The sequence below is a fragment of the Streptomyces sp. NPDC045287 genome (assembly GCF_056432325.1).
Genome location: NZ_JBWKJG010000020.1, coordinates 68,730 through 93,327, shown reverse-complemented (window position 1 = coordinate 93,327; position 24,598 = coordinate 68,730). Strand labels below are relative to the sequence as shown.

The window sequence follows — 24,598 nt, the reverse complement described above, 5'->3', positions numbered from 1 at the left end:
GCGGGACTCCGTTCAGCCACGGCCGTCGGCCGGCAGGCGCAGCAGGCGCTTGGCGATGATGTTCCGCTGGATCTGAGAGGTTCCGCCGTAGACGGACGCCGCCCGGGAATAGAGGTAGTCGCCGAAGATCTCCCCGCCCTCCCCGTGCACTTCCTCGGGGAACACCTTCAGCGCCGTCTCGTACAGGCGCTGTTCGGCGCGGGTCATGAGCAGTTTGTCGACGGAGGACTCCGGGCCCGCCGCCCGGCCGGCCAGGCGTTCGGCGGTTCGGCGACGGGAGTGGGCGACCAGGACCTCGTAGTCGACGACGCACCGTCCGATGTCCGTCAGCAGCCCGTCGGGGAGGCCGTCGCGGTGTGCGCGGGCGTGGCGGCGCAGCCGCTCCACCAGCTGCCCGTATCTGGGCAGGTGGCCGGTGTCGAGAGCGTTGCGCTCGTACGCCACGGTGGTCATCGCCAGTGCCCAGCCGTCGCCCTCGGCGCCGACCCGCTCCGACTCGGCCAGGCGGACGCCGTCCAGGAACAGCTCGCAGAACTCGTCGTCGCCGTTGGCCGCGCGTAGCGGGCGCACCGTCACGCCGGGGCGGTCCAGCGGCAGTACGAACGCGGAGATCGAGGCGTGCGCGGACGCGTCGGCGCCGGTACGGGCCAGCAGCAGGCAGAGGTCGGAGTACTGGGCGTAGCTGGTCCACAGTTTCTGACCGTTGACTGTGTAGTGACCTTCCGGACCGCGGTCGGCGCGGGTGCTCATACCGGCCAGGTCCGAGCCGGCGCCCGGCTCGCTGAAGCCCTGGCACCAGACGTCGTCGCCCGCGAGCATGCGCGGCAGCAGGCGGCGGCGCTGCTCCTCGGAACCGAACTCCAGCAGGGCGTGTGCGAGGTACCCGATGCGCGGCACTCCGGGCGCGCCCCGTGCCCCGAGCTCGTCGCTGACCGCCACCTGGTGCAGGGGGGTGAGTCCGCGTCCGCCGTACTCCCGCGGCACGTCGAGGCCGACCCAGCCGCCGGAGTGCAGCATGCGGTGCCAGCGGTGCAGGTGGACGGGGAGGGGCTCGTCGGCGTCCCGGGGCGGGAGCGGGTGCTCGGCCAGCCAGTCCCGGAGGTCGCGGCGCAGCTGCTCGAGGTGGGCGGGGTCGCCGAAGTCCAGCGGGAGGTCGGTCATCGTGTCGTCTCCGGTTCGGCAGCGACAGCGGGGATGTCTTCGGCTGTGCGGGCGGACAGGCCGTCGGCCGGCGTGGCGGGGCGGGGGTCGGCCAGGGCCGGCAGCAGGTCGGCCGTGGTCGCCAGCAGACCGGCTCCCACGAGGACGCGGCGCAGGTAGAGGTGGGCCACGTGCTCCCAGGTCTGGGCGATGCCGCCGAAGATCTGCATGCCCGCGTACACCGCCTCGACGGCGGAGACGTTCACCTCGGCCTTGGCCACGCGAGCCGCCGTCAGCGCCCGGTCGGCGGGCTCGTGGTCCAGACACCAGGCGGCGTAGCGGGTGGCGCTGGTGCACGCCTCGGCCAGCACCCTCGCGTCGGCGAGCAGGTGCCGCACCGCCTGGAAGGAGCCGATCGGCCGCCCGTACTGGTGTCGGTCCCGGGCGTAGTCCGTGCTCAGTCCCACGAAGGCGTCCACCGCACCGGCCAGTTCGGCGGTCACGACGACCAGGGCGTACGCCTGCCAGCGCCGGCCCGCGTCGGGGGTGAGGCGCCCGAGGACCTTCCCGTCGGCGTCGGGGACCGCGTACACGGCACGCAGGAGGTCGGCGGTGTGTGCGGGCGGGCCCAGGGCGACCTGCCGTACGGTCCCGTCGGGGGCGACGTGCAGCGCGCAGTCGGCCGCCTCGCAGTCCCAGGCGGTCAGGGGTGACGGGGGCGGCCCGGGGAAGCGCAGGTCGCGGCCGAGGGCGATCGTCGGACGGGACGCCGCCGTGGTCCCGAGCAGGCGCAGCAGCTCCGGGGCGAGAAGCGCCGTCCCGAGCAGAGAGGTCGTCAGCGGTTGCCGGCCGTGTTCCTCGGCGAGCAGCGCGCACTCCTGCACCGTTGCGGCGGGCGGCGAGCCGCGGCGCAACTCCGCGAGGCCCAGCTCGTCCAGTGCCCGCTGCGCGGCTCTGCGGCTTCGCGGCTCGGCCTCGTCGGCGCAGCCGACGCGGTGCCGGGCCGCGAACGACCGCAGCATGTCGCGGACCAGGGTGAACTCCTCGGTCTGCATGCTCACTCCTCCTCGGCGACGGCCGGGCGGCGGTGCGTGCGGGAGGCCAGCTCTTTGATGATCCGGATGTGGTCCGGGCTGGTCATCGTCGATCGCTCGGCCAGCAGCGCCGCCTCCATACCGCCCCGGGACACCTGCTCGACCAGCGCGGCCAGCGCCGCCTTGGTGGCGCGCAGTGCCTCCGCGGGCTGCGCGGCGAGGCGGTGGGCCAGCGCGAGGGCCTCGGTCATCAGGTCACCGGCTGGAACGCTGCGGTTGGCCAGGCCCAGCCGAACGGCGGTGGCGGCCGGAATGCGGTCGCCGGTGAACAGGTACTCCTTGACCCGCAGCAGACTCGTCAGCAGCGGCCACAGGGTGACCCCGCCGTCGCCCGCCACCAGACCGACCGACACATGGGGGTCGGCGAGGTAGGCGTCCTCGGCCATGAGGACCAGGTCGCATCCCAGGGCCAGGCTGCAGCCCAGCCCGACTGCGGGGCCGTTGACCGCCGCGACCACCGGCAGCGGGAAGCGGATCATCTCCGTCTGGATGATGCGGTCGAACCGGATCGAGCGCTCCCGCAGCTCCGGGTCGTCGTGGTGGCGGAGCAGGTGGCCGAAGTCGCCACCCGCGCTGAACGCCCGCCCCGCTCCGGTCAGGATGACCGCCCGGGCCTTTGCGTCCTCCGCCAGTTCGCGCCACACCTCGGACAACCGGCGGTGCAGCTCCTCCGACACTCCGTTGAGGCGTTCCGGCCGGTTCAGCGTGACGACGCGGACGTCACCATCGGCGGCCACGGTCAGGACGGGGCTCACGTCGCTCATGCCGCGATGGTATTAAAGGTCAGACCGATTCTGTCAATGGTGTTGCCGTGATGCGAGAACTTCATTCTCGCCAAGGAGTGGCCACCGAAAACCGTTCCGGCGCCCGGCCGGCCGTCAGGCGCCGGCTTCCGGCAGGTCCAGCCGTTCCCGGTCGTCCACCTCGGCGGCGGCGCGTGCGAAGCCGCACACATGCCGGCTCATCCGCCGGCGCGCCGCCTCCGCGTCGCCCGCCCGGATCGCCTCCGTGATCCGGGCGTGGGTGCGCGCGGTGAGCCGGCGCACCCGGGCGTCCATGAACCGCTCCAGGTCGGTGGAGGCGTGGATCGACGCCGAGAGGGCGTCCAGGAAGCCGATGAGCAGTTCGTTGCCGCCCGCCCTGGCCACGGCGTTGTGCCACTGGATGTTGGCGCGCAGGAACCGCGGGACGTCCTCGCCGGCCCCGATCAGATCCGCGTGGGCGGCGTCCAGGTCCGCCAGATCCCGCTCGGTGCGCCGGCGGGCCGCGAGTGCCGCGCAGGCCGGCTCGATCGCCCCGCGGGTCTCGTGCAGCGCCTCCAGCCGGATCTGCTGCCCCCGGATCACCAGCCGCACGGTGTTCGCCAGGGACTCGCGCCCCGGCCGGTGCACGAAGGCCCCGCCGCCGCGCCCCGGCCGGATCTCCACCAGCCGCTCGACCTCCAGGATGCGCAGCGCCTCCCGCACCGTCGCCCGGCTCAGCCCCGTCTGCTCCACCAGCTGGCGTTCCGGAGGCAGTGCCGTGCCCTCGCCGAACTCCCCGGACAGGATTCGCTCCCGCACCTCGGCCGCCAGCACGTCCGACGCCTTCGGCACGGTGAGCGTCTCGAAACGAGGGACGGGCGAGGTGGATTCGGTGCTGGACACGGTGGGGCCTCTCGTCGGGCGTCCTTCTTGTTCGGCTGAACCATTCAACACAGCCGGGAAGGCGCCTGTCACATGACCATGCCCCCGTCCACCGGCAGCACCTGCCCGGTGACGAACGAGGCGGCGTCCGAGGCGAGGAACACGAACGCCCCCGCCACCTCCTCCGGTTCGGCCCACCTGCCGAGCGGAATGCGGGCGAGCATGGGCTCGGCGAACCTGGGGTCGGTCCGGATGGTCCGCGTCATCGGCGTCGCGGCCAGTGGTGCCAGGGCGTTGACCAGGATGCGCTTGCGGGCCAGCTCCCGGGCCAGGGACTTGGTGAGGCCGATGATGCCCGCCTTGGCCGCCGAGTAGTTAACCTGGCCGAGGGTGCCGGTCAGGCCGGCCGAGGACGTGACGTTGATGACCCGTCCGGTCCCGTCCACGGCGAGGAACGGCAGGGCCGCCTGCGTGCAGTGGAAGGCGCCCATCACATGGATGTCGATCAGTCGCCGGACGGATTCCTCCTCCAGCTTGTCGAACATGGCGGGAGCGGTGATCCCGGCGTTGTTGACGAGGATGTGCAGCGTCCCGCCGGCCGACGCGGCGGCCCGGGACACCGCGTTGTCGGCGGCGTTCCGGTCCGTCACGTCGAGAGCCGCGCTGTCGGCGGTCAGGCCCGCCGCGGTGAGCTTTCGGGCCACGGCCGCCGCGGCCTTGCCGTCCACGTCGGTGACGAGCACCGCGGCACCGGCGCGGGCCAGAGCCCCCGCCACCGCCGAGCCGATCCCGCCGGCGGCTCCCGTGACGAGCGCCGAGCGCCCGGCGAGGTCGAACAGTCCCGTACGGTCGGTCATGCCTGGCTCCTGGTCGTCTGTGTCGTCCATGGGAGGGTCAGTAGCTGCGTGGCAGGCCCAGGGTGTGGGACCCCAGGTAGTTGAGGACCATCTCCTGGCTGACCGGCGCGATCCGCATCAGCCGGGCCTCGCGGAAGAAGCGGGCCACCGGGTACTCCTCGGAGTAGCCCATCCCGCCGTGGGTCTGCAGGGCGCGGTCCGCGGCCGTGAACCCCGCGTCGGCGCAGAGGTACTTGGCGGTGTTGGCCTCCCGCCCGCAGGGCCGGCCCTGGTCGTACAGCCAGGTGGCCTTGCGCAGCACCAGCTCCGCGGCGTCGAGCCGGGCGAGCGAGTCGGCGAGCGGGAACTGGATGCCCTGGTTCATGCCGATGGGGCGGCCGAACACCTCGCGTTCCCGGCCGTAGGCCACCGCCCGGTCCAGGGCCACCCGGCCGATGCCCAGGGCCTCGGCGGCGATCAGCATCCGCTCGGGGTTGAGGCCGTCGAGCAGATAGCGGAACCCCTGGCCCTCCTCGCCGACCCGGTCCCGTACGGGGACGCGCAGCTCGTCGATGAACAGCTCGTTCGAGGTGACAGCGTTGCGCCCCATCTTCGCAATGGGGCGGATGTCGACGTGGTCGCGGTCGAGGTCGGTGAGGAACAGGGTCATCCCGTCCGTCGGCTTCGTGACCTCCTCGCGCCGAGAGGTGCGGGTCAGCAGCAGGATCTTCTCCGACTCCACCGCCTTGGAGATCCACACCTTGCGCCCGCTGACCACGTAGTGGTCTTTGTCCCGCCGGGCGTACGTGGTGATGCGTGTCGTGTCCAGGCCCGCACCGGGCTCGGTCACCCCGAAGCACACGTGCAGGTCGCCGTCGGCGATGCGGGGGAGTGTCCGGCGTTTCAGCTCGTCGGAGCCGTGCACCACCACCGGGTGCATGCCGAAGACGGACAGATGGATGGCGCTGGCCGCGTTCATCCCGCCCCCGGAGCGGGCCACCTCCTCCAGTAGAAGGGTGGCCTCGGTGATGCCGAGGCCGTGGCCGCCGTACTCCTCCGGGATGGTGATGCCCAGCCAGCCCCCTCCGGCCACGGCGGCGTAGAACTCCTCGGGGAAGGCATGATCGCGGTCCTTCTCCATCCAGTACCGGTCGTCGAAGTCACGCAGCAGACCGGCGACGGCCTTGCGGATCGTCTCCTGGTCCTCGGTCAGCTCGAAATCCACGGCGGGGGACCCCTCTGCCGGTTGCTGATGTATGAAACATATCAAAGGTCAGACCGATATGGGCGTCAACCGTCCGTAGTTGCCGAGTGGTTGGGCGGAGGGGGCGACGTGCGAGAAGGGCCCGCGCGGTACGCGGGCCCTTCGAGGTGTACGGCGGTGGGGTCAGGTCGTGGAGCGGGGCGAACCCTTCTCGGCGGCGGTCTTCTCGGCGGCCGCCTTCTTCGTCGCCGTCCTCCTGGCGGTCGTGGACTTCTTGGCCGCGGTCGCCTTCTTGGGTGAGGCGGACGTGGCTGAGCCCTCGGGGGCGGCCGGGGCTGTCCCGCGGATGCCGCCCAGGCAGAACGCCCACACGTCCTCGGCGCCGATCCGGGAGGGCTGCGCACCGACCGGGGCGGCGGGTGCCTGGGCCGTGAACATCGCCGTCTGCATGATCAGGGACGCGGTGCGGCGGGGGCGGGGAGCGACGGCCTGGCCGGCCTCGACCGCGTCCACCACCAGCTCCGTGAAGAGGGCCAGCAGCGGCAGGTGGGCGGTGGCCACCTGGTCCGGATGGCTGACCAGCAGCTGGATGGCGAAGTCGGTGAACAGCGGGGACTGTTGTCCCTCGCGCGGTGTGGAGGACTCGTACAGCAGGCCGACCGCCACTTCGAGCCGCTCCAGCGGATCCGTCACGCTCGAGAGCTTCTCCCGCATCTCGGTGGCCGACCTCGACAGGGCGTCCTCGAAGAGGGCGAGCAGCAGCTCGTGCTTGCCGTCGAAGTGCTGGTAGAAGCTGCGCAGCGACTGGCGGGACCGCTCCACGACCTCCTGGACGGTGAAGTCGGTGGTGCCCTTGTCGGCGATCAGCTCCTGCGCCGCGTCCAGGAAGCGCTGCACGCGCTGTTCGGCGCGCAGCTTCGCTGCCCGGGTGGATCGCTCGACGGCACGCTGCCGCCACGCGGGCTCAGGAGACTCGACCGGTTCGGCGGTGACGACACTCATGGCTAGAACGGTACTCCACATATGTGAAAAGAGGTGGCGCTCACCCTACCGAATCTCCCTCCGCGCGGAACGAGACCCTTACTTCCATTTAGCGAGAATGATATTCTCGCCGTGGTTCCTGCCACAGACCAAGACCGCAGGAGAGCGGAGGCCGGGCGTGGAGTTCGAACTGGACGAGGAGCAGCGGATGCTGCGCCGTGCGGTGCGGGAGACGGTCGCGAAGGTGCGGTCGCAGCCCGAGGAGCGGCAGTGGGACACCTATCGGAGCCTGGGCTGGCTCGAAGCGCCTCCGCTGGAACTGGTCCTCATCCTGGAGGAACTCGGGTACGCGGCCGATCCGACGCCGTTCCTGGCCACCGCCACCTGGTTCCTGCCGTTGACCGGCCGGCTGCCCGAGGGCAGCGGAACGGCCGTCTTCGACGGCACCGGACGGTACGTCCTCGACGCCGACCGCGCCGACGAGATCGCCCTGCTCACGCCCGACGGTGTCGCCGTCGTCCCCGGGGCGGGCCTCGCCGCCGAGCGGATCCGGGTCCTCGACCCGCACCTGCACGTGGCGCACGTCGACGCCGGTCCGCTCACCGCCGGCGTTCCCCACCTCGCCCTGACCGGCCTCGCCGCCACTGCGGTCGGCGCCTGCCGCCGCGTCCTCGACCTGGTCCTCGCGCACGTGAAGCAGCGCACCCAGTTCGGCCGGCCCCTCGGCTCGTTCCAGGCCGTGAAGCACAAGGCGGCCGACATGCACGTGGCCGTGGAGCGCGCCCGCGCCCTCGCCCACTTCTCGGCGCTCACGATCACCGAGGACGACCCGCGCCGCGCCCGGGCCGCGCACATGGCCAAGGCGGCGGCGGGGGAGTGCCAGCGCCTGGTGTTCCGCCACGGCCTGCAACTGTTCGGTGCCATGGGCTTCACCTGGGAGAACGAACTGCAGTTCCACCTGAAGCGGGCCCAAGCCTGCGACTTGCTGCTCGGTACCGCGTCCGTCCACAGGAAGGCCCTGCTGACCGCATGAAGCTCGCTGACGACCCCGAGGTGGAGGAGTTCCGCGCCCGGTTCGCCGCGTTCCTCGACGCGCACCTGCCCACCGAGGCGGAGGCCCGGGAACGCTCCCGCTCCAGTGCCCACGTTCCCGACTGGGCCCGCCGCTGGCAGCGCACCCTCTTCGAGCACGGCTGGCTGCTGCCCGGCCAGCCACCTGAGTACGGCGGCCGGAACGCCACCCTGCCCCAGCAACTCGCCCATCTGGAGGAACTGGCCCGCCGCCGGATCTACCACAGCTTCAATCCGCAGGGGCTCGGCATCATCGCAGCCTCCCTTCTCACCTTCGGCACCGAGGAGCAGAAGCGGCGCTGGGCCGTGCCGATCCTGCGCGCCGAGATCACCGCCGCACTCGGCATGAGCGAACCCGAGGCGGGTTCCGACCTCGCCTCCCTGCGCACCCGCGCCGTCCTCGACGGGGACACCTTCACGGTGAACGGGCAGAAGATCTGGACGTCCGGCGCCCACGACGCCGACGTACTGCTCACCTTCGTACGCACCGATGCCGACGCCCCCAAGCACCAAGGGCTCAGCGCACTGCTCGTCCCGACCGCTGCCGACGGCATCGTCCGCCGGCCCTTCGGCTCGATCAGCGCCGAGGACGACCTCGACTTCAACGAGGTCTTCCTCACCGATGTCCGTGTCCCGCGCGAGAACCTGGTCGGGCCGCTCAACGAGGGCTGGCGGGTGGCGAACGGCTCGCTCGGGCACGAACGCACGCTGCTGTGGCTGTCGTACGCCGAGCGCCTTGAGGACCTGGTGCGGGACGCGGCCGACGTCGGCGCCGGCCAGGAGTGGTACGCCACTGTCCTCATGGACCTGACGGCGCTGAGGCTGCTCGGGTACCGCCAGCTCGGCCCGGACCGCGACCCCGCCGAGATCTCCGTCCTCAAGCTGCTCGGTTCCGAGGCCGTCCAGACGGCCTCCCTGCACGCCCTGGAGGCGCGCGGAGCCGACGCACTGCCGCACCCCGCCCGCACCGGCCCGTACCACCACATGCACCACGAGGTCTTCGTCTCCAGCTGGTTCGAGCGGTACGCGCGCAGCTTCGCCGGCACCATCGCGGGCGGTACCAGCGAGATCCAGCGCAATATCATCGCCGAGCGCATCCTCGGCCTACCGCGTTAGGACGCCGGTCATGGACCAGATCCTGTACGAAACCGAAGGTGGCGTCGCCGTCATCACCCTGAACCGTCCCGAGGCCGCCAACGCGCAGACCATGGCCCTCCTCGACGACCTGGACGCCGCCTTCACCCGCGCGGCCTCCGACGAGGAGGTACGCGTGGTCGTCCTGCAGGCCAACGGGCGGCACTTCTCGGCCGGGCACGACCTGAAGGACCGCTGGCCCGCCCCCGGCGAGATCACCCTGGAGTGGGTCTACGACGCGGAGACGCGCCGCTACCTGGAGTACACGCTGAAGTGGCGGAACCTCCCGAAACCCACCATCGCGGCCGTGCAGGGCAAGTGCATCGCCGCCGGCCTGATGCTGTGCTGGCCGTGCGACCTGATCGTGGCGGCCGAGAACGCCGAGTTCTCCGACCCGGTGGTGCACATGGGAATCGGCGGGGTGGAGTACCACGGGCACACCTGGGAGCTGGGTCCGCGCAAGGCCAAGGAAATCCTGTTCACCGGTCGGCCGCTGACCGCCCGTGAGGCGGAGCAGGTGGGCATGGTGAACAAGGTCGTCCCGCTCGACGCCCTGGACGACACGGTCCGCGAGCTGGCGGCGCGGATCGCGAAGATGCCGCCCTTCGGACTGCGGCAGGCCAAACGGGCCGTCAACCAGACGCTGGACGTCCAGGGCTTCTACGCGGCACTCCAGTCCGTCTTCGACGTCCACCAGACCGGCCACGGCAACGCGCTGAGCGTGGGCGGCTTCCCGATCCTGACCCGCCTGGACGAGATGAAGCAGCGGATCAAGCAGAACTGAGGACCGCACGGCCGGGGGAAGCGGGCCCGTACCGGAGCCGAGACGGTTCCGGTACGGGCCCGGTCCGCTGGTCGCTCGCGGGTGTCCGTGCCGGGCGTGTGGTCGTCCGACAGCGGCGTCAGCCACTGCCGGGCACGGGATCCGGCTGCACCTCGAACGTGTTCAGCGCCGCGGCGAGCATGCCGTACGCGCCCACGGTGAACACGAAGTCCAGCAACTGCCGTTCGTCCAGCTCTTGCGCCAGCTCCGCGTACGTGCCGTCGGAGAGGGTGGACGAGGTCTCCAGTTCGTCGACGGCCCGGTTCACCAGCGTGCCGGCGCCCGCGCGCACGTCCTCGAACTCCTCTTCGGTCACGCCGGCCCGGCGGCCGATGAGCACGTGCTGCTCCCATTCGTAGGGGCACCGGCGGCGCCACGCCACTCTCAGGATCGCCAGCTCGCGGGTCTTCTCCGGCAGCGAGTTGCGGGCCAGCAGGTGGGCGGAGAAGGTGAGGAACGACTTGGCCAGCGCCGGATGGCGGAGCAGCAGGCCGAGGACGCTCGAGGGGGGCACGGCCCGCCCGCCCGTCAGCGGACGCAGCGCCTCGGCGTCCCACTCCTCGTACGGCACGGGACGTAGCCTCGTCATGTGTTGCGTCCTCCGTTCACGCCGATGATCTGGCCCGTGATGTAGCCCGCTTCCTCGCTCACCAGGAAGGAGCACGTCGCCGCGATGTCCTCCGGCCGGCCCACACGGCGTACCGGGGTGCGCGCGATGTGGTCCTCGATGGTGCCGCCGAGCCGCTGCTCCTGCTCGGCGGTGCGCAGCATCGGGGTGTCGATGAAACCGGGCGGGACGGCGTTGACGGTGATGCCCCGGGGGCCCAGCTCCAGGGCGAGGGACTTGGTCAGTCCGTTGACCGCCGACTTGGCGGCGACGTAGTGGGCCATGAACGGCTGGCCGGAATGGGTGCTGGACGAGGAGATGTTGACGATCCGCCCCCAGCGCCCCTCCCACATGTCCGGCAGCGCGGACTGCACGCAGTGGTACACCCCGTTGAGGTTGATGTCCACGACGCGCTGCCACTCCTGGAAGGACAGTTTCGCGAACCGGGTGAAGCCGTCCTTGCCCGCGGCGTTGACCAGTACGGAGACCGGTCCGTAGCGGTCACGCACCGCGTCCATCGCCTTGTCCACCTGCGCGCGGTCGGTGATGTCCACGGTCAGCGCGTGGCCCTCCTCGGCCGGCGCGATGTCGAACACGGCCACATCGAGGCCGTCGGCGGTGAGCCGCCGGGCGATCGCCCGGCCGATGCCGGAGGCGCCCCCGGTGACGACGGCCGTCCGTTTCGACGGGGCGCTCATGTGAACGCCTCGTCGCCGACGACGGTCGTGCGGTGCAGCAGCCGCTCCGCATTCTCCTCGTAGGGCAGTGCCCGGTGCGGGATGCCGGTGTTGTCCCGGACCGCGAGGTCGCCGACCTCCCGGTCGTGGGCGTGGCGGAACCGCTCCCGGGTGGTCCGGTCGAGCAGGGCGCGGCTCTCGTCGGGGTCGTCGCCGAGCGTGCGGCTGAAGGCGGACCGTTGCTCGTCGTCGAGGTGCAGCCCTCGCACGAGGAGGACTCCGCGCCACGTCAGGGCCTCGGCCGCCCGGTGGACGAAGGCGTCGTCGAGCGGGTCCGTCACGCCGGTGAACTCCACCCCGAGCGACGCGCTCAAGGCCTTCGATCGGATCATGAAAACACCCCTTCCGTATGAGAGAATCATATTCTCATCACGGCCTCGACGGGAAGGTCCAGGTCGTGCGCGGGAGTTGCGCAGGTCGTCGCGTGGAGGGAGTGAGGAGAGGGGGTAGGCATCAGGTTCTCTTGTTCGGAACCTTGATTAGCTGAAATTGAGAATGTAGTTTCCGACCAACCGAGCAGGGAGGCTGGGATGCGGTTCAGGGACAAGGTGGCGATCGTCACCGGGGCCGGCCAGGGCATCGGCGAGGGCTACGCGAAGGCACTGGCCGCCGAGGGCGCGCGGGTCGTGGTCGCCGAGCTCAACGAGGACCAGGGGCAACGCGTCGCCAAGGAGATCGGCGACGCGCTCTTCGTGCGGACCGACGTCGGCGACCCGGCGTCCGCCGAGGCGCTCGCCGCCACGGTGATCGGCGAGTTCGGCCGCGTCGACCACCTGGTCAACAACGCGGCGATCTTCCAGGGCATGCGCCGAGAGGGCCTCACCACCGTCGACCACGCCTACCTCGACCGGTTCCTGAAGGTGAACCTGCTCGGTGCCCTGTACATGACACGAGCTGTCCTGCCGCACCTGAAGGAGGGCTCGGCCATCGTCAACCAGTCGTCCACCGCGGCCTGGCAGGCCACCGGCTTCTACGGCCTCGCCAAGGCGGGGATCAATCACCTCACCGCCTCCCTCGCCGCGGAACTCGGCGACCGGGGCATCCGCGTCAACGCCATCGCACCCGGCCCCACGGACACCGAGGGCTCCCGCGACATCATCCCCGAGCAGGCCCGCGAGGCACTGGTGCGGTCGCTGGCACTCAAGCGCATGGGACGGCCGGCGGACCCGGCCGGGCTGCTCCTCTTCCTGCTGTCGGACGCGGCGAGCTGGGTGACCGGCCAGGTCATCGCGGTCGACGGCGGATCGGTGGTGCGGCTGTGACCACCACCGCCACCCGCTCCCTGCTCATCGACGGAAAGCTCCGCACCACCGATACGACCTTCGCCTCCCACAACCCCGCCAACGGCGAACTGGTCGGCCACGCGCCCGAGGCCACCCGCGATGACGCCGAGGCCGCCGTCGCCGCCGCCCGCCGCGCCTTCGACACCACCGACTGGCCCACCGACCGGGACCTGCGGCTGCGCTGCCTGCGCCAACTGCACCAGGCCCTAGACGAGCACCGTGAGGAACTGCGCGAACTGACCATCGCCGAGGTCGGCGCACCTCGCCAGCTCACCCACGGCCCCCAGCTCGACGAGCCGATCGGCATCGTGAAGTACTACGCCGACCTGCTGGAGACCTACGAGTTCACCGAGGACCTGGGCGAGGTCGAGTCACGCGGACAGCGTCACCACCGCTGGGTCGAGAAGGAAGCGGCCGGCGTCGTCGCCGCGATCCTGCCGTACAACTTCCCCAACCAGCTCGCCCTGGCCAAGCTCGCCCCCGCACTCGCCGCCGGCTGCACCGTCGTCCTCAAGGGCGCCCCGCAGACCCCGCTCACGACCCTCGCCCTCGGCGAACTGATCGCCGAGCACACCGACATCCCGCCCGGCGTCGTCAACGTCCTCAGCTCCTCCTCCCCGGAGGCCGGTGAGGTGCTCACCACCCACCGCGACGTCGACGCGGTCACCTTCACCGGCGCCACCGCCACGGGCCGGCGCATCATGGCCGCCGCGGCCGGATCGGTGAAGCGGATCTTCCTCGAACTCGGCGGCAAGTCCGCCATGATCGTCCTGGACGACGCCGACTTCACCAAGGCCGCCATGTTCGCCGCCTTCACCATCTGCTCCCACTCGGGCCAGGGCTGCGCCCTCACCTCCCGCCTCCTCGTGCCGCGCGCCCGGCACGACGAGATCGTGCAAATGGTCGCGGCCGGACTGGACCGCGTCCGGGTCGGCGACCCCACCGACCCAAAGGTGAACATGGGCCCGCTCATCAGCGAACAACAACGCGACAAGGTCGACGGGATGGTCCGCCGTGCCGCCGACGACGGAGCCGTCCTGGTCCGCGGCGGCAAGCGCATCGACCCCGGCTTCTTCTACGCGCCGACCCTGCTGGCCGGCGTCGACCCGGCGAGCGAGATCGCTCAGGAAGAGGTCTTCGGCCCGGTCCTCGCCGTGATCCCCTACGACGACGAGGACGACGCCGTCCGTATCGCCAACGACTCCAGGTACGGGCTGTCCGGGGCCGTGCACAGCGCCGACGAGGACCGCGCGGTCCGGATCGCCCGGCGCATCCGCACCGGCACCTTCTCCATCAACGGCGGCAACTACTTCGCCCCCGACGTGCCCTTCGGTGGCTACAAGCAGTCCGGCATCGGCCGGGAGAACGGCCGGTCCGGATTCGAGGAGTTCCTGGAGGAGAAGGCGTTCGCCCGCATCGTCGCACCGCGGGAGCGGGGATGAGGCCGCTGGAGGGGATCCGCGTCCTGGAGGTGGCGATGTACGGCTTCGTGCCCTCGGCCGGTGCCGTCCTCGCCGACTGGGGCGCCGACGTGGTCAAGGTCGAGCACGCCGTCACCGGAGACCCGCAGCGCGGACTGCGCCAGACCGGCAGCTTCAAGGTCGAGGGCGACCCCAACCCCAACGTCGCCCACGCCAACCGGGGCAAACGCTCCCTCGGCCTGGACATGGCCCACTCCGAGGGCCGTGAGATCCTCCACGAACTGGTCCGGGACGCCGACGTCTTCCTCACCAGCTTCCTGCCCGCCTCCCGCGCCCGGCTCGGAATAGACGTCGACGACATCCGGGCCGTCAACCCGCGCATCGTCTACGCCCGCGGCAGCGCCCTCGGACCCCGCGGCGCCGAGTCCGACCGGGGCGGCTACGACATGACCGCCTTCTGGGCGCGGGCCGGCACCGCCGCCAGCATCACCCCGCCCGGCACGGACGGCGTGATCACCGCGCCCGGACCGGCCTACGGCGACACCATCTCCGGCACCAACCTGGCCGGCGGCATCGCGGCGGCCCTGCTCCGCCGCGAACGCACTGACGAGACGTCCGTCGTCGACGTCTCCCTGCTCGGCAGCGGTCTGTGGGCCCTCGGCCACTCCATCGCCCTGTCCCTGCACCTGGACCGTGCCTGGGAGGGCGTCACCCCCAGCACCCACGCCTCGCCCGCCAACCCGCTGACCGGCCTCTACCGCACCGCCGACGGCCGGTACATCTCGTTCGTCATGCTCCAGCCCGCGAGGTTCTGGGCCAACGTGTGCCACTGCGTCGGCCGCCCCGACCTCGCCGACGACCCCCGGTTCGCCACCGCCGAGTCCCTCGCGGCGCACACCGGCGACGCGGTGAAGATCCTGCGCGAGGTGATCGCCGGCCGCCCGCTCGCCGAGTGGTCCGAGCGGTTCACCGCGCTGGAGGGACCCTGGGCGCCCGTGCAGGACACGGTCCAGGCCGCCGCGGACGCCCAGGTCCGCGCCAACGGGTACATCGCACAGGCCGGTGACCTCGAACTGGTCGCCAGCCCCGTCCAGTTCGACGTCGAGGACACCGTCCTCGGACCCGCTCCGGAGTTCGCCGCCCAGACGGAGGAGATCCTCACCGAGCTCGGCTACGACTGGGACCGCATCCTCGCCCTCAAGGCGAGCGGCGCGGTCACCTGACCCGCATCTTCCGTCACCTCCCCCGGACGACGACGTCCGGGCTCCCCGAGGAGGCACCATGCGCAGGCTGATCACCGGCGGTGTCACCGCTCTCGCGGTGCTGCTGGCCGCGGGCTGCTCCACCCGGTCCGACGACGAGACCGACTCCGCGCGGCAGAACAGCCCGACGCCGCAGCGGACCCAGGCCGCACCGTCCGACTTCGGCACCCTGAAAGACGTGTGCGGCCCCGGCACCGCGGGGAAGTCCTCCGTCCAGGGCGTCACCGACGACGCGATCCGGGTCGGGGTCCTGACCGACGTAGGGTTCACCAAGAAGTCGGAGTTCGTCGACACGGCGAAGGTCTTCACCTCCTGGTGCAACGACGCCGGTGGCATCAACGGCCGCCATATCGACCCCGTCACCCGGGACGCGCGGTTCACGGAGGTCCGGCAGCGGACACTGGAAGCCTGCAAGGAGGACTTCGCGCTGGTCGGCGGCGGAGCCGCCCTGGACAGCCTGGGCGTCAAGGACCGGCTGACGTGCCTGCTGCCCAACTTCCCCGCTCAGTCCAGCCAGATCGGTGCCATCGGCTCCGACCTCCAGGCCATCGCCTCACAGCCGAGCGCGGGTTACTTCCAGTACCCGGGCTACTACACCTGGCTGATGAAGGAGAAGCACCCCGGCTCCGCGCGGAAGGTCGGCGTCATCGCCGGCGACTCGCCGGTGACCAAGGTCATGTCCGCCCAGTTCGAGGAAGCCGTGGCCGGCCTCGGCGGCAAGGTCTCCTACACCGACCTCTACCCGGCGTCCGGCGTCTCCGACTGGACACCGTACGCCCAGGCGATCAAGAAGGAGGGCGTCAAGGGACTGATATTCCTCGGCGACTTCGCCAGCCTCGCCAAACTGGAACAGGCCCTCACCAGCATCGACTACGCGCCCGACTGGATCGACGCCAACTCCAACGCCTACGGCCCCGCCTTCCCCAAGCTCGCGGGCACGGCCCTGGCCAAGCAGCACAACTACGCCGAACTGTTCGCCACCGCACCGCTGGAGAGCGCGGCCGGCAACCCCGCCACCCAGCAGGCCATCGACCTGTTCGAGAAGTACGCGCCCGGCAAGGAAGTCACCTACCCCGCTCTGCGCGCCTTCTCCGCCTGGCTGCTGTTCGCCACCGCCGCCCGGGACTGCTCCACGCTGACACGCGCCTGCGTGTACGAGAACGCCCGCAACAACACCGACTGGACGGCCGGCGGCCTCCAGGCACCGTTCGACCTGACCTCGAAGCAGCCGGCCCGCTGCTTCACGGTGGTGGAGGCCACCGCGGACGGCTGGCGGCCCGCCGACTTCGAACCCGACCAGGGTGCCTTCCGCTGCGACGGCCCCGTCTACAAGTACGAGGCCGACTACGGAAAGCCGGCCACCCTCGCCTCCGTCGGCAAGTCCCTGTCCGACCTGACCTGACCGACCTGAACGTGAACGGGAGCTGAGTGACGTGAAGGTACGCGTCGACCCCGAGCGCTGCCAGGGGCACACCCTGTGCGCCATGCGCGCCCCCAAGGTGTTCGAACTGAGCGAGATCGACGGACACTCCTCGCCGGTCTCCGAAGAGGTGCCCGACGACCAGCAGGACCAGGTGGTGGAGGCCGTCCGGTCCTGCCCCGAGCGAGCCATCAGCGTCTTCTGAAGCGGGCGCGGCCGACACGAGGAGAACGCACACCATGACCGCATCCGACCCCCACGACGACGACACCCGCAGGCAGCCCCGCGTCCGCTTCGACCGGCACGCCCCCGGGTACCGCGACCGGTTCGAGGAGCAGACCCGCGCCTTCCACGCCGGCTGCCCGCTCGCCTGGACCGACACCTACGGCGGGCACTGGGTCGCCGCCGGCAACCGCGAGCTGCTCGCCTTCGCCCGCGCCGGACAGAAACTCTCCAACGACCACGACGTGCACGGCGAACGCCGCGGCTACCAGGGCATCAGCATCCCGGCGCCGGAGCGCGGCAAGGGCTTCCGCGGCGGGTTCCTGGAGATGGACCCGCCCGAACAGCGCGCCTACCGCACTGCCCTCAACCCCTACCTCTCCCCAGCGGCCGTCGCCCGCTGGATCCCGTTCATCGACGAGGTGGCCCGGGCCTGCCTCGACGAGAGGATCGAGTCCGGGCGGATCGACTTCGTCGACGACCTCGCCAACATCGTCCCGGCCGTCTTCACCCTCGCCATGATGGGCGTGCCCCTGAAGAAGTGGCAGCTCTACAACGAGCCGGCCCACGCAGGCGTCTACACCCCGCCGGACTCCCCGGACATGCCCCGGGTGGTCGAGGCCCACATGGCGATGCTCAAGGACATCGCCACCACCCTCCACGAGGTCCGCGCCCACCCGCGCCCCGGCCTCGCCGACGCCCTCGCCCACCTGGAGATCGACGGGAAGACCCCGTCCGACCTCGACCTGGTCGGGTCCATGGCCCTGCTCATCGGCGGCGGCTTCGACACCACCACCGCGCTCACCGCCCACGCCCTGGAGTGGCTCTCCCAGCACCCCGACCAGCGGACGCGGCTCAGCCGGGAGCGCGACACCCTGCTCGACACGGCCACCGAGGAGTTCCTGCGCTACTTCACTCCGGCACCCGGCGACGCGCGGACGGTCGCGGAGGACTGCGAGATCGCCGGGAAGGAGTTCAAGGAGGGCGAGCGGGTGTGGCTGTCGTGGGCGATGGCCAACCGTGACCCGGCCGTCTTCCCCGACCCGGACCGCGTCGACCTCGAGCGCGGCGGCAACCGGCACACCGCCTTCGGTCTCGGCATTCACCGCTGCATCGGCTCCAACGTGGCCCGTACGGTCTTCAAGCGGATGCTGATCCAGGTACTGGACCGCATCCCGGACTTCGAGTGCGACCCCGAGGGCACCGTCCACTACGAGACCATCGGCGTCATCCAGGGCATGCGCCACCTGCCCGCCACCTTCACGCCCGGGCGCCGGCTCGGCCCGGGTCTGGACGAGACGCTGGAGACCCTCCAGCGGGCGTGCGACGAGCAGGGGCTCGCCGAGCCGGTGACGGTGCGCAAGGCGGAGGCGAAGATCCGTTGACGGCGTCCGACCCGGGGACCGCCCGTCCGCTGCCGCAACCGGACCAGGAGAGCGAATTCTTCTGGGCCTCCGGCCGCGACGGGCGGCTCCGCCTCCGGTCCTGCACCGCCTGCTCGGCGCTGATCCACCCGCCGCAGCCGGTCTGCCGCCGCTGCCGGGGCCGTGACACCGGGATCCGCGAGGTCTCCGGCCGCGCTCGGCTGATCGGCTTCACCGTCAACCACCGCTTCGCCGTCCCGGGCCTGCCCACGCCGTTCGTCGTCGCCCAGGTCGCGCTCGAAGAGGATCCCCGGGTCCGCCTCACCACCAACGTCGTCGGCCACTCGCCCGAGGACCTGCGCCTCGGCATGTTGATGGAGGTCGTCTTCGAGCAGGCCGGTGACGCCTGGCTGCCGCTCTTCCGTCCCGCCGCCGACCAGCCGGAGCCCACCCCGCTGCCACCCGACGACCCGGCTCCCGGACAGATGCGGGCCCAGGTCCGCCGCGCCCCGGTGGCCCGCCGGTTCGAGGAGCGGGCCGTCATCAGCGGCGCCGCGGCCTCCCGCATCGGGCGCCGCCTCATGGTTCCGCCCCTGCACCTCACCGTGGAGGCGTGCGAGAAGGCCGTCGCCGACGCCGGCCTCACCCTCGACGACATCGACGGCCTGTCCACCTACCCGGGCGGCGGCGCGTACGGCGGCTTCGCCGAAGGTGGCGTCACCGCCTTGGAGTCGGCCCTCGGTCTCCGCCCCGTCTGGCACAACGGGGCCGGCGAGACCTTCGGCCCCGGCGGCTGTGTGATCGCCGCGATGCTCGCGGTCGCCGGCGGCCTCGCCCGGCACGTGCTGTGCTACCGCACGGTGTGGGAGGCCACGCACGCCGAACTCGTCCGCCAGGGAAGGATCCGGCTGCCCCGAGGGGGCGCCGCCGACGGCTGGTTCAAGCCCTTCGGCGCCGTCTCACCCGCGATCATGCTGGCGATGAACGCCCAGCGGCACATGCACCGCTACGGCACCACCCGCGAGACCCTCGGCTGGATCGCCCTCAATCAGCGCGCCGCCGCCGCCCGCCATCCGGACGCGATCTACCGCGACCCACTGACCATGGACGACTACCTCTCGGCACGCACCATCACCACTCCCTTCGGCCTCTACGACTGCGACGTCCCCTGCGACGCCGCGACCGCCGTCGTCGTCTCCGCCGCCGAGACGACACCGGACCTGCGCAAGCCCCCGGTCCGGGTCGAGGCCGTCGGGACGCAGATCGTCGAACGCCCCGAGTGGGACCAGGCCACGCTCACCCACGAACCACAGGTGCTCGGCCAGGCCGCCCACCTGTGGACCCGCACCGAGCTGCGTCCCGCTGACGTCGACGTGGCGCTGCTGTACGACGGTTTCACCTTCAACTGCCTGTCCTGGATCGAAGCGCTCGGCTTCTGCGGTATCGGCGAGGCCTGCGACTTCCTCGACGGCGGCAAGAACATCGCCCCCGACGGCCTCCTCCCGCTCAACCCACACGGCGGACAGCTCTCCCACGGCCGCACCCACGGCATGGGCCTGCTCCACGAGGCCGTGCTCCAGCTGCGCGGCGAGGCGGACGCCCGCCAGGTGGCGGGCGCGCGGACGGCCGTGGTCTCCAGCGGCGGGCTCACCCCCAGCGGCGTACTCCTGCTCAGGACGGACGGATGACCTCGACCGAACCCGAACTCACCACCGGCGTCCACCGGGAGGTGGTGGACGTCCACGGCCTCCCCGCCTCCGCGCTGGTCGCCGAGGCCGACCGCCCACGGGCCGTGATCGTGGCCGTGCACGGCGGCGCCACCACCTCCACCTACTTCGACCACCCGGGCCACCCCAGGCTCTCGCTGCTGCGCACCGCCGCCGCGGCCGGATTCACCGTCGTCGCCCTCGACCGCCCCGGCTACGGCAGTTCGGCCGGGCACGAGGAACGCATGCGGACGCCCGAACAGCGCACCGACTTCGCGTTCGCCGCCGTCGACGCCTTCCTCCAAGGCCGGGACGGCGGCCTCGGCGTGTTCCTCTGGGCGCACTCCGCGGGCTGCGAGCTGACCGTGCGGATGGCCGGCGACCCGCGCGGCGCCGGCCTGCTCGGAGTGGAACTCGCCGGCATGGGACGGACCCACCACCCGCGGGTGCTCACCACCATGGAGGAGTGGCGACGCGATCCCACCCGCACCCGGCCCAACCTGCGCGACGCCCTGTGGGACCCGCCGCACGCCTACCCGCCCGACGTGTACGGCGGACGCGGCATCGGTGCCACCTCGCCCTCGTACGAGGGTCGCAGGGAAGGCTGGGAGCAGGAGTTCGGCCGCCTCGCCGGGCGCGTGCGGGTGCCGGTCCACCTCACACTCGCCGAGTACGAGCAGGTGTGGGCCAACGGTCCGGAAGGTCTGGCCGACCTCGCGTCCCTGTTCACCGCGGCGCCGCGCCTGGTGCTGCACGAGCAGGCGGGCGCCGGGCACAACACCAGCGTCAGCCGCACCGCGCTCGCCTACCACCTGCACGTCCTGGCCTTCGTCGAGGAGTGCGCCCTCGGCGTGCCGGCACTGCCCTCGGAGCGGGGGCAGCGCGATGGGTGAGCCCGCGGACGCCGCCCTCCTCCTCGTCCGGGTCGTCGTGGGCGCGGTGATGGTGGCGCACGGCTGGAACCACTGGCGCGGCGGTGGCGGCATCGTCGGGACGGCGGGCTGGTTCGCCGGACTCGGCCTGCGCCGTCCCCGGCTGCAGGCGTGGCTGAGCGTGGTCACCGAGACCGGCGCCGGACTCCTGCTGGCCGCGGGTCTGTTCACGCCCCTGGCCTGCGCGGCCGTCCTGTCCGTGATGCTCGTCGCCGGGCTGCTCGCCCACCGCCCGCACGGCTTCTTCGTCTTCGAGGAAGGCTACGAGTACGTCCTCGTCCTGGGTGTCCTGGCGGTGGCGCTCGGGGCATGGGGACCGGGGAAGTACGCGGTCGACACGGCGGCGGACCTCGCCGTGACCGGATGGGCGGGCGCCGGCCTGGTGCTCGCGGTGGGGATCGTGGCGACGGGCGGACTGCTGGCCGTCTTCTGGCGGCCCCGGGAGACGACGTGAGAGGACGACGGGACATGCGGGTCGGTTTCATCGGACTGGGCAGCCAGGGCGCGCCGATGGCACGGCGGATCGTCGAGGCGGGGTACGGGACGACGCTGTGGGCGCGCCGGGCCGCGACGCTCGCCCCGTTCGCGGACACCGCCGCGAAGACCGCGGGGTCACCGGCCGAACTGGCCGCCGCGAGCGACGTGGTGTGCCTGTGCGTCGTCGACGACGCCGACGTCGAGCAGCTCACCACCCGCACGGACGGCGTCCTCGCCGGAATGCGCAGGGGAGGGGTGCTCGTGGTGCACTCCACAGTCCACCCCGAGACCTGCCGCCGGCTGGAGGAACGCGCCCGCGTCCAGCGGGTGTCGGTCCTGGACGCGCCGGTCAGCGGTGGCGGACGGGCTGCGGAGCAGGGCTCCCTGCTCGTCATGGTGGGCGGCGACCCCCAGGTTTTCGCCTTCTGCCGTCCCCTGTTCGCCACCTACGGCGATCCCGTCGTCCACCTCGGTCCCACCGGCGCCGGGCAGATCGCCAAGCTGCTCAACAACGTCCTCTTCACCGCCCAGTTGGGGCTCGCCGCGGACGCTCTCGAACTGGGCGGCCGGCTGGGTCTGGACGCCGCCGGGCTGGGCCGGATCCTGCCGCGCGGCAGCGCGGCGAGCTTCGCCCTGGAACGGGTCGTCGACGCGGGCGGGACGCTGCGGCGCATCGCCGGGCACGCGGGCGGGCTGCTGGCGAAGGACATACGGCTGTTCACGAGCATCGTCGAGAGCGCCGGCACCGAGGACGAACGACGGCCTGGTCCGGTGCGGCAGGCGGCCCGCTCGGCCTTGGACGCCATGGGGCGGTGACCGCCGAGGCGCCGGGACGTACCCTTCCCGGCTCTTCGCCCGGGACCGCCCGGGTGCGTACTGTGTGCGAGCACGGTTCCAGCGGCGGAAGGGGAACGACGTGGGTTCTGCCCGGCGGGAGGACATTCTGGCGGCGGCCCTGGAGGTCTTCGCCGAGCGCGGTTTCAAGAATGCCTCGATCGACGCCGTGGCCGAGCGAGCCGGGCTGACCCGGCAGGGGGTACTGCACTACTTCCCCAGCAAGAAGCGGTTGCTGCTGGAGATGCTGGACTTCCGCGAGCAGCTCAACCGCGAGCACTTGGCGGACCATCCGGCCGGCGAGGACCTGCCCGCCGACTTCGCGGCGGCCGTCGCCTTCGAACAGGGACACCCCTCGTTCGCCACCGTGCACAGCGTGGTGATGGCCGAGGCGGTCACCGGTCAGGAACCCGCCCGCAGTTACGTGGCGGACCGCTGCCGGTCCCTGCAGGCCCACCTCGCCGCGCGCCTGGCCGAGCGCTACGGCGAACGGCTGCCCAGCGGCCTCAGCGCGTCGGCCGCCGCCACGGCTTTCCTCGCCCTGGTCGAAGGCGTCCACCAGCTGTGGCTCGTGGACCCGGGCCCGGACACCGACCGCTACCCGAGCATCGTCCGGGACGCGATGGCCGTCCTGGTGGGCGACACCGAACACGGCGACGGCAACGGGGGCGACTGCGCTCAGGACCCCGTGGTGAAGGGGTAGCTCCGGGAGGGCGTGCTGCGGGAGGCCCTGTCCCACGGCAGTGCCGCGAGCAACGCCTCGGCGGCGTCCGCCGCCCGGGGCGGGATCGCCGGGCCGGCCGTGGGTGCCGGAGCCTTCCTCCGCAAGGACCTCGCGGTGGTCTCCGGCCTGGCGGGGGAACTGGGCCTGGCGCTCGGACCGCTGGAGCACGCCGTGCGGAGCCTGCAGGAAGTGCTGGCCGAGGAGCGGTGACCGTCCGCGCGTCGGCGGATGACGGTCATGGACAATCGATGGAAACAGTATTCTCCTTAAATGAGATCGCTGTTATCTTCGGGTCGACCGGCCGCGCGGCGCCGTCCAGCGAGCAGACACGGAGATGCCGAGATGGACCATGTCCTCACCGCCCCGTTCACCACTCCCGGTCCCGCGGAGGGCGTCGCGTGACGGCCGCGCGGAACAGGGAGCCGCGACCCCCGGTGCTGTTGACGGCCCCGCGCCTGCTCGACATCGACAAGGGCGAACTGGTCGAGCCCGGCGGGCTGCTGATCACCGGCGAGCGCATCGCCGAGGTGGGCCGGCCGGACCGCCTCCCCGAGGGCACCGTGGTGCGCGACCTCGGCGACGTCACCCTGATGCCGGGTCTGATGGACATGGAGGTCAACCTCTTCCTCGGCGGCCCCGATCACCGCAGCCCGCTGATCCCGGTCCAGGAGGACCCGGCCGTGCGCACCCTGCGGGCGGTGGCCAACGCCCGGCGGACGCTGCGACGCGGCTACACCACCGTGCGCAACCTCGGCCTGTTCGTGCAGACGGGCGGCGTCCTCCTCGACGTCGCGCTGAAGAAGGCCATCGACCTCGGATGGGTGGAAGGACCGCGCGTGGTGCCCGCCGGGCACGCGATCGCCCCGACCGGCGGCCATCTCGACCCGACGATGTTCCAGGCGTTCGCACCGGGCGTGCTGCCGCTCACCGTCGAGGAGGGCATCGCCAACGGGGTGGCGGAGGTGCGCAAGGCGGTCCGGTACCAGATCAAGTACGGCGCACAGGTGATCAAGGTGTGCGCGTCCAACGGGGTCATGTCGCACACCGGCCCCGCCGGCGCACAGCAGTACTCGGACGAGGAACTGCGCGCCATTGTCGACGAGGCGCACCGGGCGGGCGTGAAGGTCGCCGCGCACTGCATGGGCGACTCCGCCATCCGGGCCGCGGTCGAGGCCGGCATCGACTGCATCGAGCACGGCTTCCTGGCGAGCGACGCCACCCTGGACCTCATGGTGGAGCGCGGCACCTTCCTGGTCGCCACCACCTCACTGACCGAAGGGATGAACACCGAGCACGTCGACCCCGCCCTCAGGGCCAAGGCGGCCGACGTCTTCCCGCGCGCCCGCGCATCCACGTCCCGTGCGATCCGGCGCGGCGTCAAGGTCGCCCTCGGCACCGACGCTCCCGCCATCCCGCACGGCAAGGGAGCCATGGAGATGCGCGCCCTGGTGGACCGGGGCATGCGGCCACTGCAGGCCCTGCGCGCCGCGACCACGGTCGCCGCCGACCTGATCGGGGCGGACGACCGGGGACGCCTGGCACCGGGCCTGCTCGCGGACGTCATCGCCGTGCCCGGTGACCCGCTCGCCGACGTCTCCGTCACCGAGCGGGTGTCGTTCGTCATGAAGGGCGGCCAGGTGCACCGCGACGACATGCCGCAGCCCTGAGCCCCACGACCACCCGGCCGGCCGAGCCGCGGAG

At 71.8% G+C, this 24,598-nt stretch carries 26 protein-coding genes; 16 read left to right on the top strand and 10 right to left on the bottom strand.

Annotated features, from left to right (window positions below):
- Positions 1–12 precede the first annotated feature (12 nt).
- The 7 genes from AC07D6_RS27950 to AC07D6_RS27920 all read right to left on the bottom strand — a co-directional run bounded on the left by AC07D6_RS27950 (position 13) and on the right by AC07D6_RS27920 (position 6,901).
- Positions 13–1,161, bottom strand: coding sequence for an acyl-CoA dehydrogenase family protein (locus AC07D6_RS27950; protein WP_479048964.1), 1,149 nt, complete (start codon positions 1,159–1,161; stop codon positions 13–15).
- On the bottom strand, positions 1,158–2,195 hold the full coding sequence (locus AC07D6_RS27945) for an acyl-CoA dehydrogenase family protein (protein ID WP_479048962.1): 1,038 nt from the start codon (positions 2,193–2,195) through the stop codon (positions 1,158–1,160). The genes AC07D6_RS27950 and AC07D6_RS27945 overlap by 4 nt, the downstream gene beginning before the upstream one ends.
- 2 nt (positions 2,196–2,197) lie before the next feature.
- The gene (locus AC07D6_RS27940) at positions 2,198–2,998 is read right to left on the bottom strand and encodes an enoyl-CoA hydratase/isomerase family protein (protein WP_479048960.1); all 801 of its coding nucleotides are present in this window, start codon (positions 2,996–2,998) and stop codon (positions 2,198–2,200) included.
- Between the two features lie 114 nt (positions 2,999–3,112).
- The gene (locus tag AC07D6_RS27935) at positions 3,113–3,880 is read right to left on the bottom strand and encodes a FadR/GntR family transcriptional regulator (RefSeq protein ID WP_479048957.1); all 768 of its coding nucleotides are present in this window, start codon (positions 3,878–3,880) and stop codon (positions 3,113–3,115) included.
- A gap of 68 nt (positions 3,881–3,948) precedes the next feature.
- Entirely contained in the window at positions 3,949–4,716 is a 768-nt protein-coding gene (locus AC07D6_RS27930; protein ID WP_479048955.1) for an SDR family oxidoreductase, read from the bottom strand.
- 37 nt (positions 4,717–4,753) lie between these two features.
- Positions 4,754–5,920, bottom strand: a complete 1,167-nt coding sequence (locus AC07D6_RS27925) for an acyl-CoA dehydrogenase family protein (protein WP_479048952.1) — start codon at positions 5,918–5,920, stop codon at positions 4,754–4,756.
- 162 nt (positions 5,921–6,082) lie between these two features.
- Positions 6,083–6,901, bottom strand: coding sequence for a TetR/AcrR family transcriptional regulator (locus AC07D6_RS27920; protein WP_479048949.1), 819 nt, complete (start codon positions 6,899–6,901; stop codon positions 6,083–6,085).
- Positions 6,902–7,058: 157 nt separating this feature from the next.
- Here AC07D6_RS27920 and AC07D6_RS27915 point away from each other — a divergent pair, with 157 nt between their 5' ends.
- The 3 genes from AC07D6_RS27915 to AC07D6_RS27905 are packed head-to-tail and all read left to right on the top strand — an operon-like array spanning position 7,059 to position 9,869.
- Positions 7,059–7,913: an acyl-CoA dehydrogenase family protein gene (locus tag AC07D6_RS27915; RefSeq protein WP_479048947.1), complete on the top strand. Its 855-nt coding sequence runs from the start codon at positions 7,059–7,061 to the stop codon at positions 7,911–7,913.
- The gene (locus AC07D6_RS27910; protein ID WP_479048944.1) at positions 7,910–9,067 is read left to right on the top strand and encodes an acyl-CoA dehydrogenase family protein; all 1,158 of its coding nucleotides are present in this window, start codon (positions 7,910–7,912) and stop codon (positions 9,065–9,067) included. Before AC07D6_RS27915 ends, AC07D6_RS27910 begins: the two co-directional genes overlap by 4 nt.
- 10 nt (positions 9,068–9,077) lie before the next feature.
- Entirely contained in the window at positions 9,078–9,869 is a 792-nt protein-coding gene (locus AC07D6_RS27905) for an enoyl-CoA hydratase (RefSeq protein WP_479048941.1), read from the top strand.
- Between the two features lie 118 nt (positions 9,870–9,987).
- Here AC07D6_RS27905 and AC07D6_RS27900 read toward each other — a convergent pair whose 3' ends face one another.
- Genes AC07D6_RS27900 through AC07D6_RS27890 form a run of 3 tightly spaced genes read right to left on the bottom strand, consistent with a single transcriptional unit; the run spans position 9,988 to position 11,584 of the window.
- Positions 9,988–10,497, bottom strand: coding sequence for a carboxymuconolactone decarboxylase family protein (locus AC07D6_RS27900; RefSeq protein WP_479048938.1), 510 nt, complete (start codon positions 10,495–10,497; stop codon positions 9,988–9,990).
- Positions 10,494–11,213, bottom strand: a complete 720-nt coding sequence (locus AC07D6_RS27895; protein WP_479048935.1) for an SDR family oxidoreductase — start codon at positions 11,211–11,213, stop codon at positions 10,494–10,496. The genes AC07D6_RS27900 and AC07D6_RS27895 overlap by 4 nt, the downstream gene beginning before the upstream one ends.
- The gene (locus AC07D6_RS27890; RefSeq protein WP_479048933.1) at positions 11,210–11,584 is read right to left on the bottom strand and encodes a TauD/TfdA family dioxygenase; all 375 of its coding nucleotides are present in this window, start codon (positions 11,582–11,584) and stop codon (positions 11,210–11,212) included. Before AC07D6_RS27890 ends, AC07D6_RS27895 begins: the two co-directional genes overlap by 4 nt.
- Before the next feature lie 198 nt (positions 11,585–11,782).
- Between AC07D6_RS27890 and AC07D6_RS27885 the strand changes: the two genes are divergently transcribed.
- The 13 genes from AC07D6_RS27885 to AC07D6_RS27825 all read left to right on the top strand — a co-directional run bounded on the left by AC07D6_RS27885 (position 11,783) and on the right by AC07D6_RS27825 (position 24,564).
- On the top strand, positions 11,783–12,514 hold the full coding sequence (locus tag AC07D6_RS27885; RefSeq protein ID WP_479048930.1) for an SDR family oxidoreductase: 732 nt from the start codon (positions 11,783–11,785) through the stop codon (positions 12,512–12,514).
- Entirely contained in the window at positions 12,511–13,977 is a 1,467-nt protein-coding gene (locus AC07D6_RS27880; RefSeq protein WP_479048928.1) for an aldehyde dehydrogenase family protein, read from the top strand. The genes AC07D6_RS27885 and AC07D6_RS27880 overlap by 4 nt, the downstream gene beginning before the upstream one ends.
- On the top strand, positions 13,974–15,179 hold the full coding sequence (locus AC07D6_RS27875) for a CaiB/BaiF CoA transferase family protein (protein WP_479048927.1): 1,206 nt from the start codon (positions 13,974–13,976) through the stop codon (positions 15,177–15,179). Before AC07D6_RS27880 ends, AC07D6_RS27875 begins: the two co-directional genes overlap by 4 nt.
- A gap of 58 nt (positions 15,180–15,237) precedes the next feature.
- On the top strand, positions 15,238–16,620 hold the full coding sequence (locus AC07D6_RS27870; protein WP_479048924.1) for an ABC transporter substrate-binding protein: 1,383 nt from the start codon (positions 15,238–15,240) through the stop codon (positions 16,618–16,620).
- Positions 16,621–16,651: 31 nt separating this feature from the next.
- Complete coding sequence (locus AC07D6_RS27865; protein WP_358782718.1) at positions 16,652–16,843, top strand: ferredoxin; 192 nt, start codon at positions 16,652–16,654, stop codon at positions 16,841–16,843.
- A gap of 34 nt (positions 16,844–16,877) precedes the next feature.
- A complete protein-coding gene (locus tag AC07D6_RS27860; protein WP_479048920.1) occupies positions 16,878–18,245 on the top strand; it encodes a cytochrome P450 in 1,368 nt (455 codons plus the stop codon).
- Entirely contained in the window at positions 18,242–19,912 is a 1,671-nt protein-coding gene (locus AC07D6_RS27855) for a thiolase C-terminal domain-containing protein (protein WP_479048918.1), read from the top strand. The genes AC07D6_RS27860 and AC07D6_RS27855 overlap by 4 nt, the downstream gene beginning before the upstream one ends.
- Positions 19,909–20,823 carry an alpha/beta hydrolase gene (locus AC07D6_RS27850; RefSeq protein WP_479048915.1) on the top strand — a complete coding sequence of 305 codons (915 nt, stop codon included), beginning with the start codon at positions 19,909–19,911 and terminating at the stop codon, positions 20,821–20,823. The genes AC07D6_RS27855 and AC07D6_RS27850 overlap by 4 nt, the downstream gene beginning before the upstream one ends.
- Entirely contained in the window at positions 20,816–21,316 is a 501-nt protein-coding gene (locus tag AC07D6_RS27845) for a DoxX family protein (protein WP_479048913.1), read from the top strand. The genes AC07D6_RS27850 and AC07D6_RS27845 overlap by 8 nt, the downstream gene beginning before the upstream one ends.
- A 14-nt stretch (positions 21,317–21,330) precedes the next feature.
- On the top strand, positions 21,331–22,155 hold the full coding sequence (locus tag AC07D6_RS27840) for an NAD(P)-dependent oxidoreductase (protein WP_479048910.1): 825 nt from the start codon (positions 21,331–21,333) through the stop codon (positions 22,153–22,155).
- 100 nt (positions 22,156–22,255) lie between these two features.
- Complete coding sequence (locus AC07D6_RS27835) at positions 22,256–22,876, top strand: TetR/AcrR family transcriptional regulator (RefSeq protein ID WP_358782724.1); 621 nt, start codon at positions 22,256–22,258, stop codon at positions 22,874–22,876.
- Positions 22,877–22,888: 12 nt separating this feature from the next.
- The gene (locus AC07D6_RS27830) at positions 22,889–23,107 is read left to right on the top strand and encodes a hypothetical protein (protein ID WP_479048908.1); all 219 of its coding nucleotides are present in this window, start codon (positions 22,889–22,891) and stop codon (positions 23,105–23,107) included.
- Positions 23,108–23,331: 224 nt separating this feature from the next.
- Positions 23,332–24,564, top strand: coding sequence for a metal-dependent hydrolase family protein (locus AC07D6_RS27825; RefSeq protein WP_479048905.1), 1,233 nt, complete (start codon positions 23,332–23,334; stop codon positions 24,562–24,564).
- Positions 24,565–24,598: the final 34 nt, after the last annotated feature.

Excerpts from the sequence above, each read along its gene's own strand:
- AC07D6_RS27950 (WP_479048964.1), bottom strand. The coding sequence starts at position 1,161 with ATGACCGACCTCCCGCTGGACTTCGGCGACCCCGCCCACCTCGAGCAG.
- AC07D6_RS27945 (WP_479048962.1), bottom strand. The coding sequence starts at position 2,195 with ATGCAGACCGAGGAGTTCACCCTGGTCCGCGACATGCTGCGGTCGTTC.
- AC07D6_RS27940 (WP_479048960.1), bottom strand. The coding sequence starts at position 2,998 with ATGAGCGACGTGAGCCCCGTCCTGACCGTGGCCGCCGATGGTGACGTC.
- AC07D6_RS27930 (WP_479048955.1), bottom strand. The coding sequence starts at position 4,716 with ATGACCGACCGTACGGGACTGTTCGACCTCGCCGGGCGCTCGGCGCTC.
- AC07D6_RS27920 (WP_479048949.1), bottom strand. The coding sequence starts at position 6,901 with ATGAGTGTCGTCACCGCCGAACCGGTCGAGTCTCCTGAGCCCGCGTGG.
- AC07D6_RS27910 (WP_479048944.1), top strand. The coding sequence starts at position 7,910 with ATGAAGCTCGCTGACGACCCCGAGGTGGAGGAGTTCCGCGCCCGGTTC.
- AC07D6_RS27905 (WP_479048941.1), top strand. The coding sequence starts at position 9,078 with ATGGACCAGATCCTGTACGAAACCGAAGGTGGCGTCGCCGTCATCACC.
- AC07D6_RS27900 (WP_479048938.1), bottom strand. The coding sequence starts at position 10,497 with ATGACGAGGCTACGTCCCGTGCCGTACGAGGAGTGGGACGCCGAGGCG.
- AC07D6_RS27895 (WP_479048935.1), bottom strand. The coding sequence starts at position 11,213 with ATGAGCGCCCCGTCGAAACGGACGGCCGTCGTCACCGGGGGCGCCTCC.
- AC07D6_RS27890 (WP_479048933.1), bottom strand. The coding sequence starts at position 11,584 with ATGATCCGATCGAAGGCCTTGAGCGCGTCGCTCGGGGTGGAGTTCACC.
- AC07D6_RS27885 (WP_479048930.1), top strand. The coding sequence starts at position 11,783 with ATGCGGTTCAGGGACAAGGTGGCGATCGTCACCGGGGCCGGCCAGGGC.
- AC07D6_RS27875 (WP_479048927.1), top strand. The coding sequence starts at position 13,974 with ATGAGGCCGCTGGAGGGGATCCGCGTCCTGGAGGTGGCGATGTACGGC.
- AC07D6_RS27870 (WP_479048924.1), top strand. The coding sequence starts at position 15,238 with ATGCGCAGGCTGATCACCGGCGGTGTCACCGCTCTCGCGGTGCTGCTG.
- AC07D6_RS27860 (WP_479048920.1), top strand. The coding sequence starts at position 16,878 with ATGACCGCATCCGACCCCCACGACGACGACACCCGCAGGCAGCCCCGC.
- AC07D6_RS27850 (WP_479048915.1), top strand. The coding sequence starts at position 19,909 with ATGACCTCGACCGAACCCGAACTCACCACCGGCGTCCACCGGGAGGTG.
- AC07D6_RS27845 (WP_479048913.1), top strand. The coding sequence starts at position 20,816 with ATGGGTGAGCCCGCGGACGCCGCCCTCCTCCTCGTCCGGGTCGTCGTG.
- AC07D6_RS27840 (WP_479048910.1), top strand. The coding sequence starts at position 21,331 with ATGCGGGTCGGTTTCATCGGACTGGGCAGCCAGGGCGCGCCGATGGCA.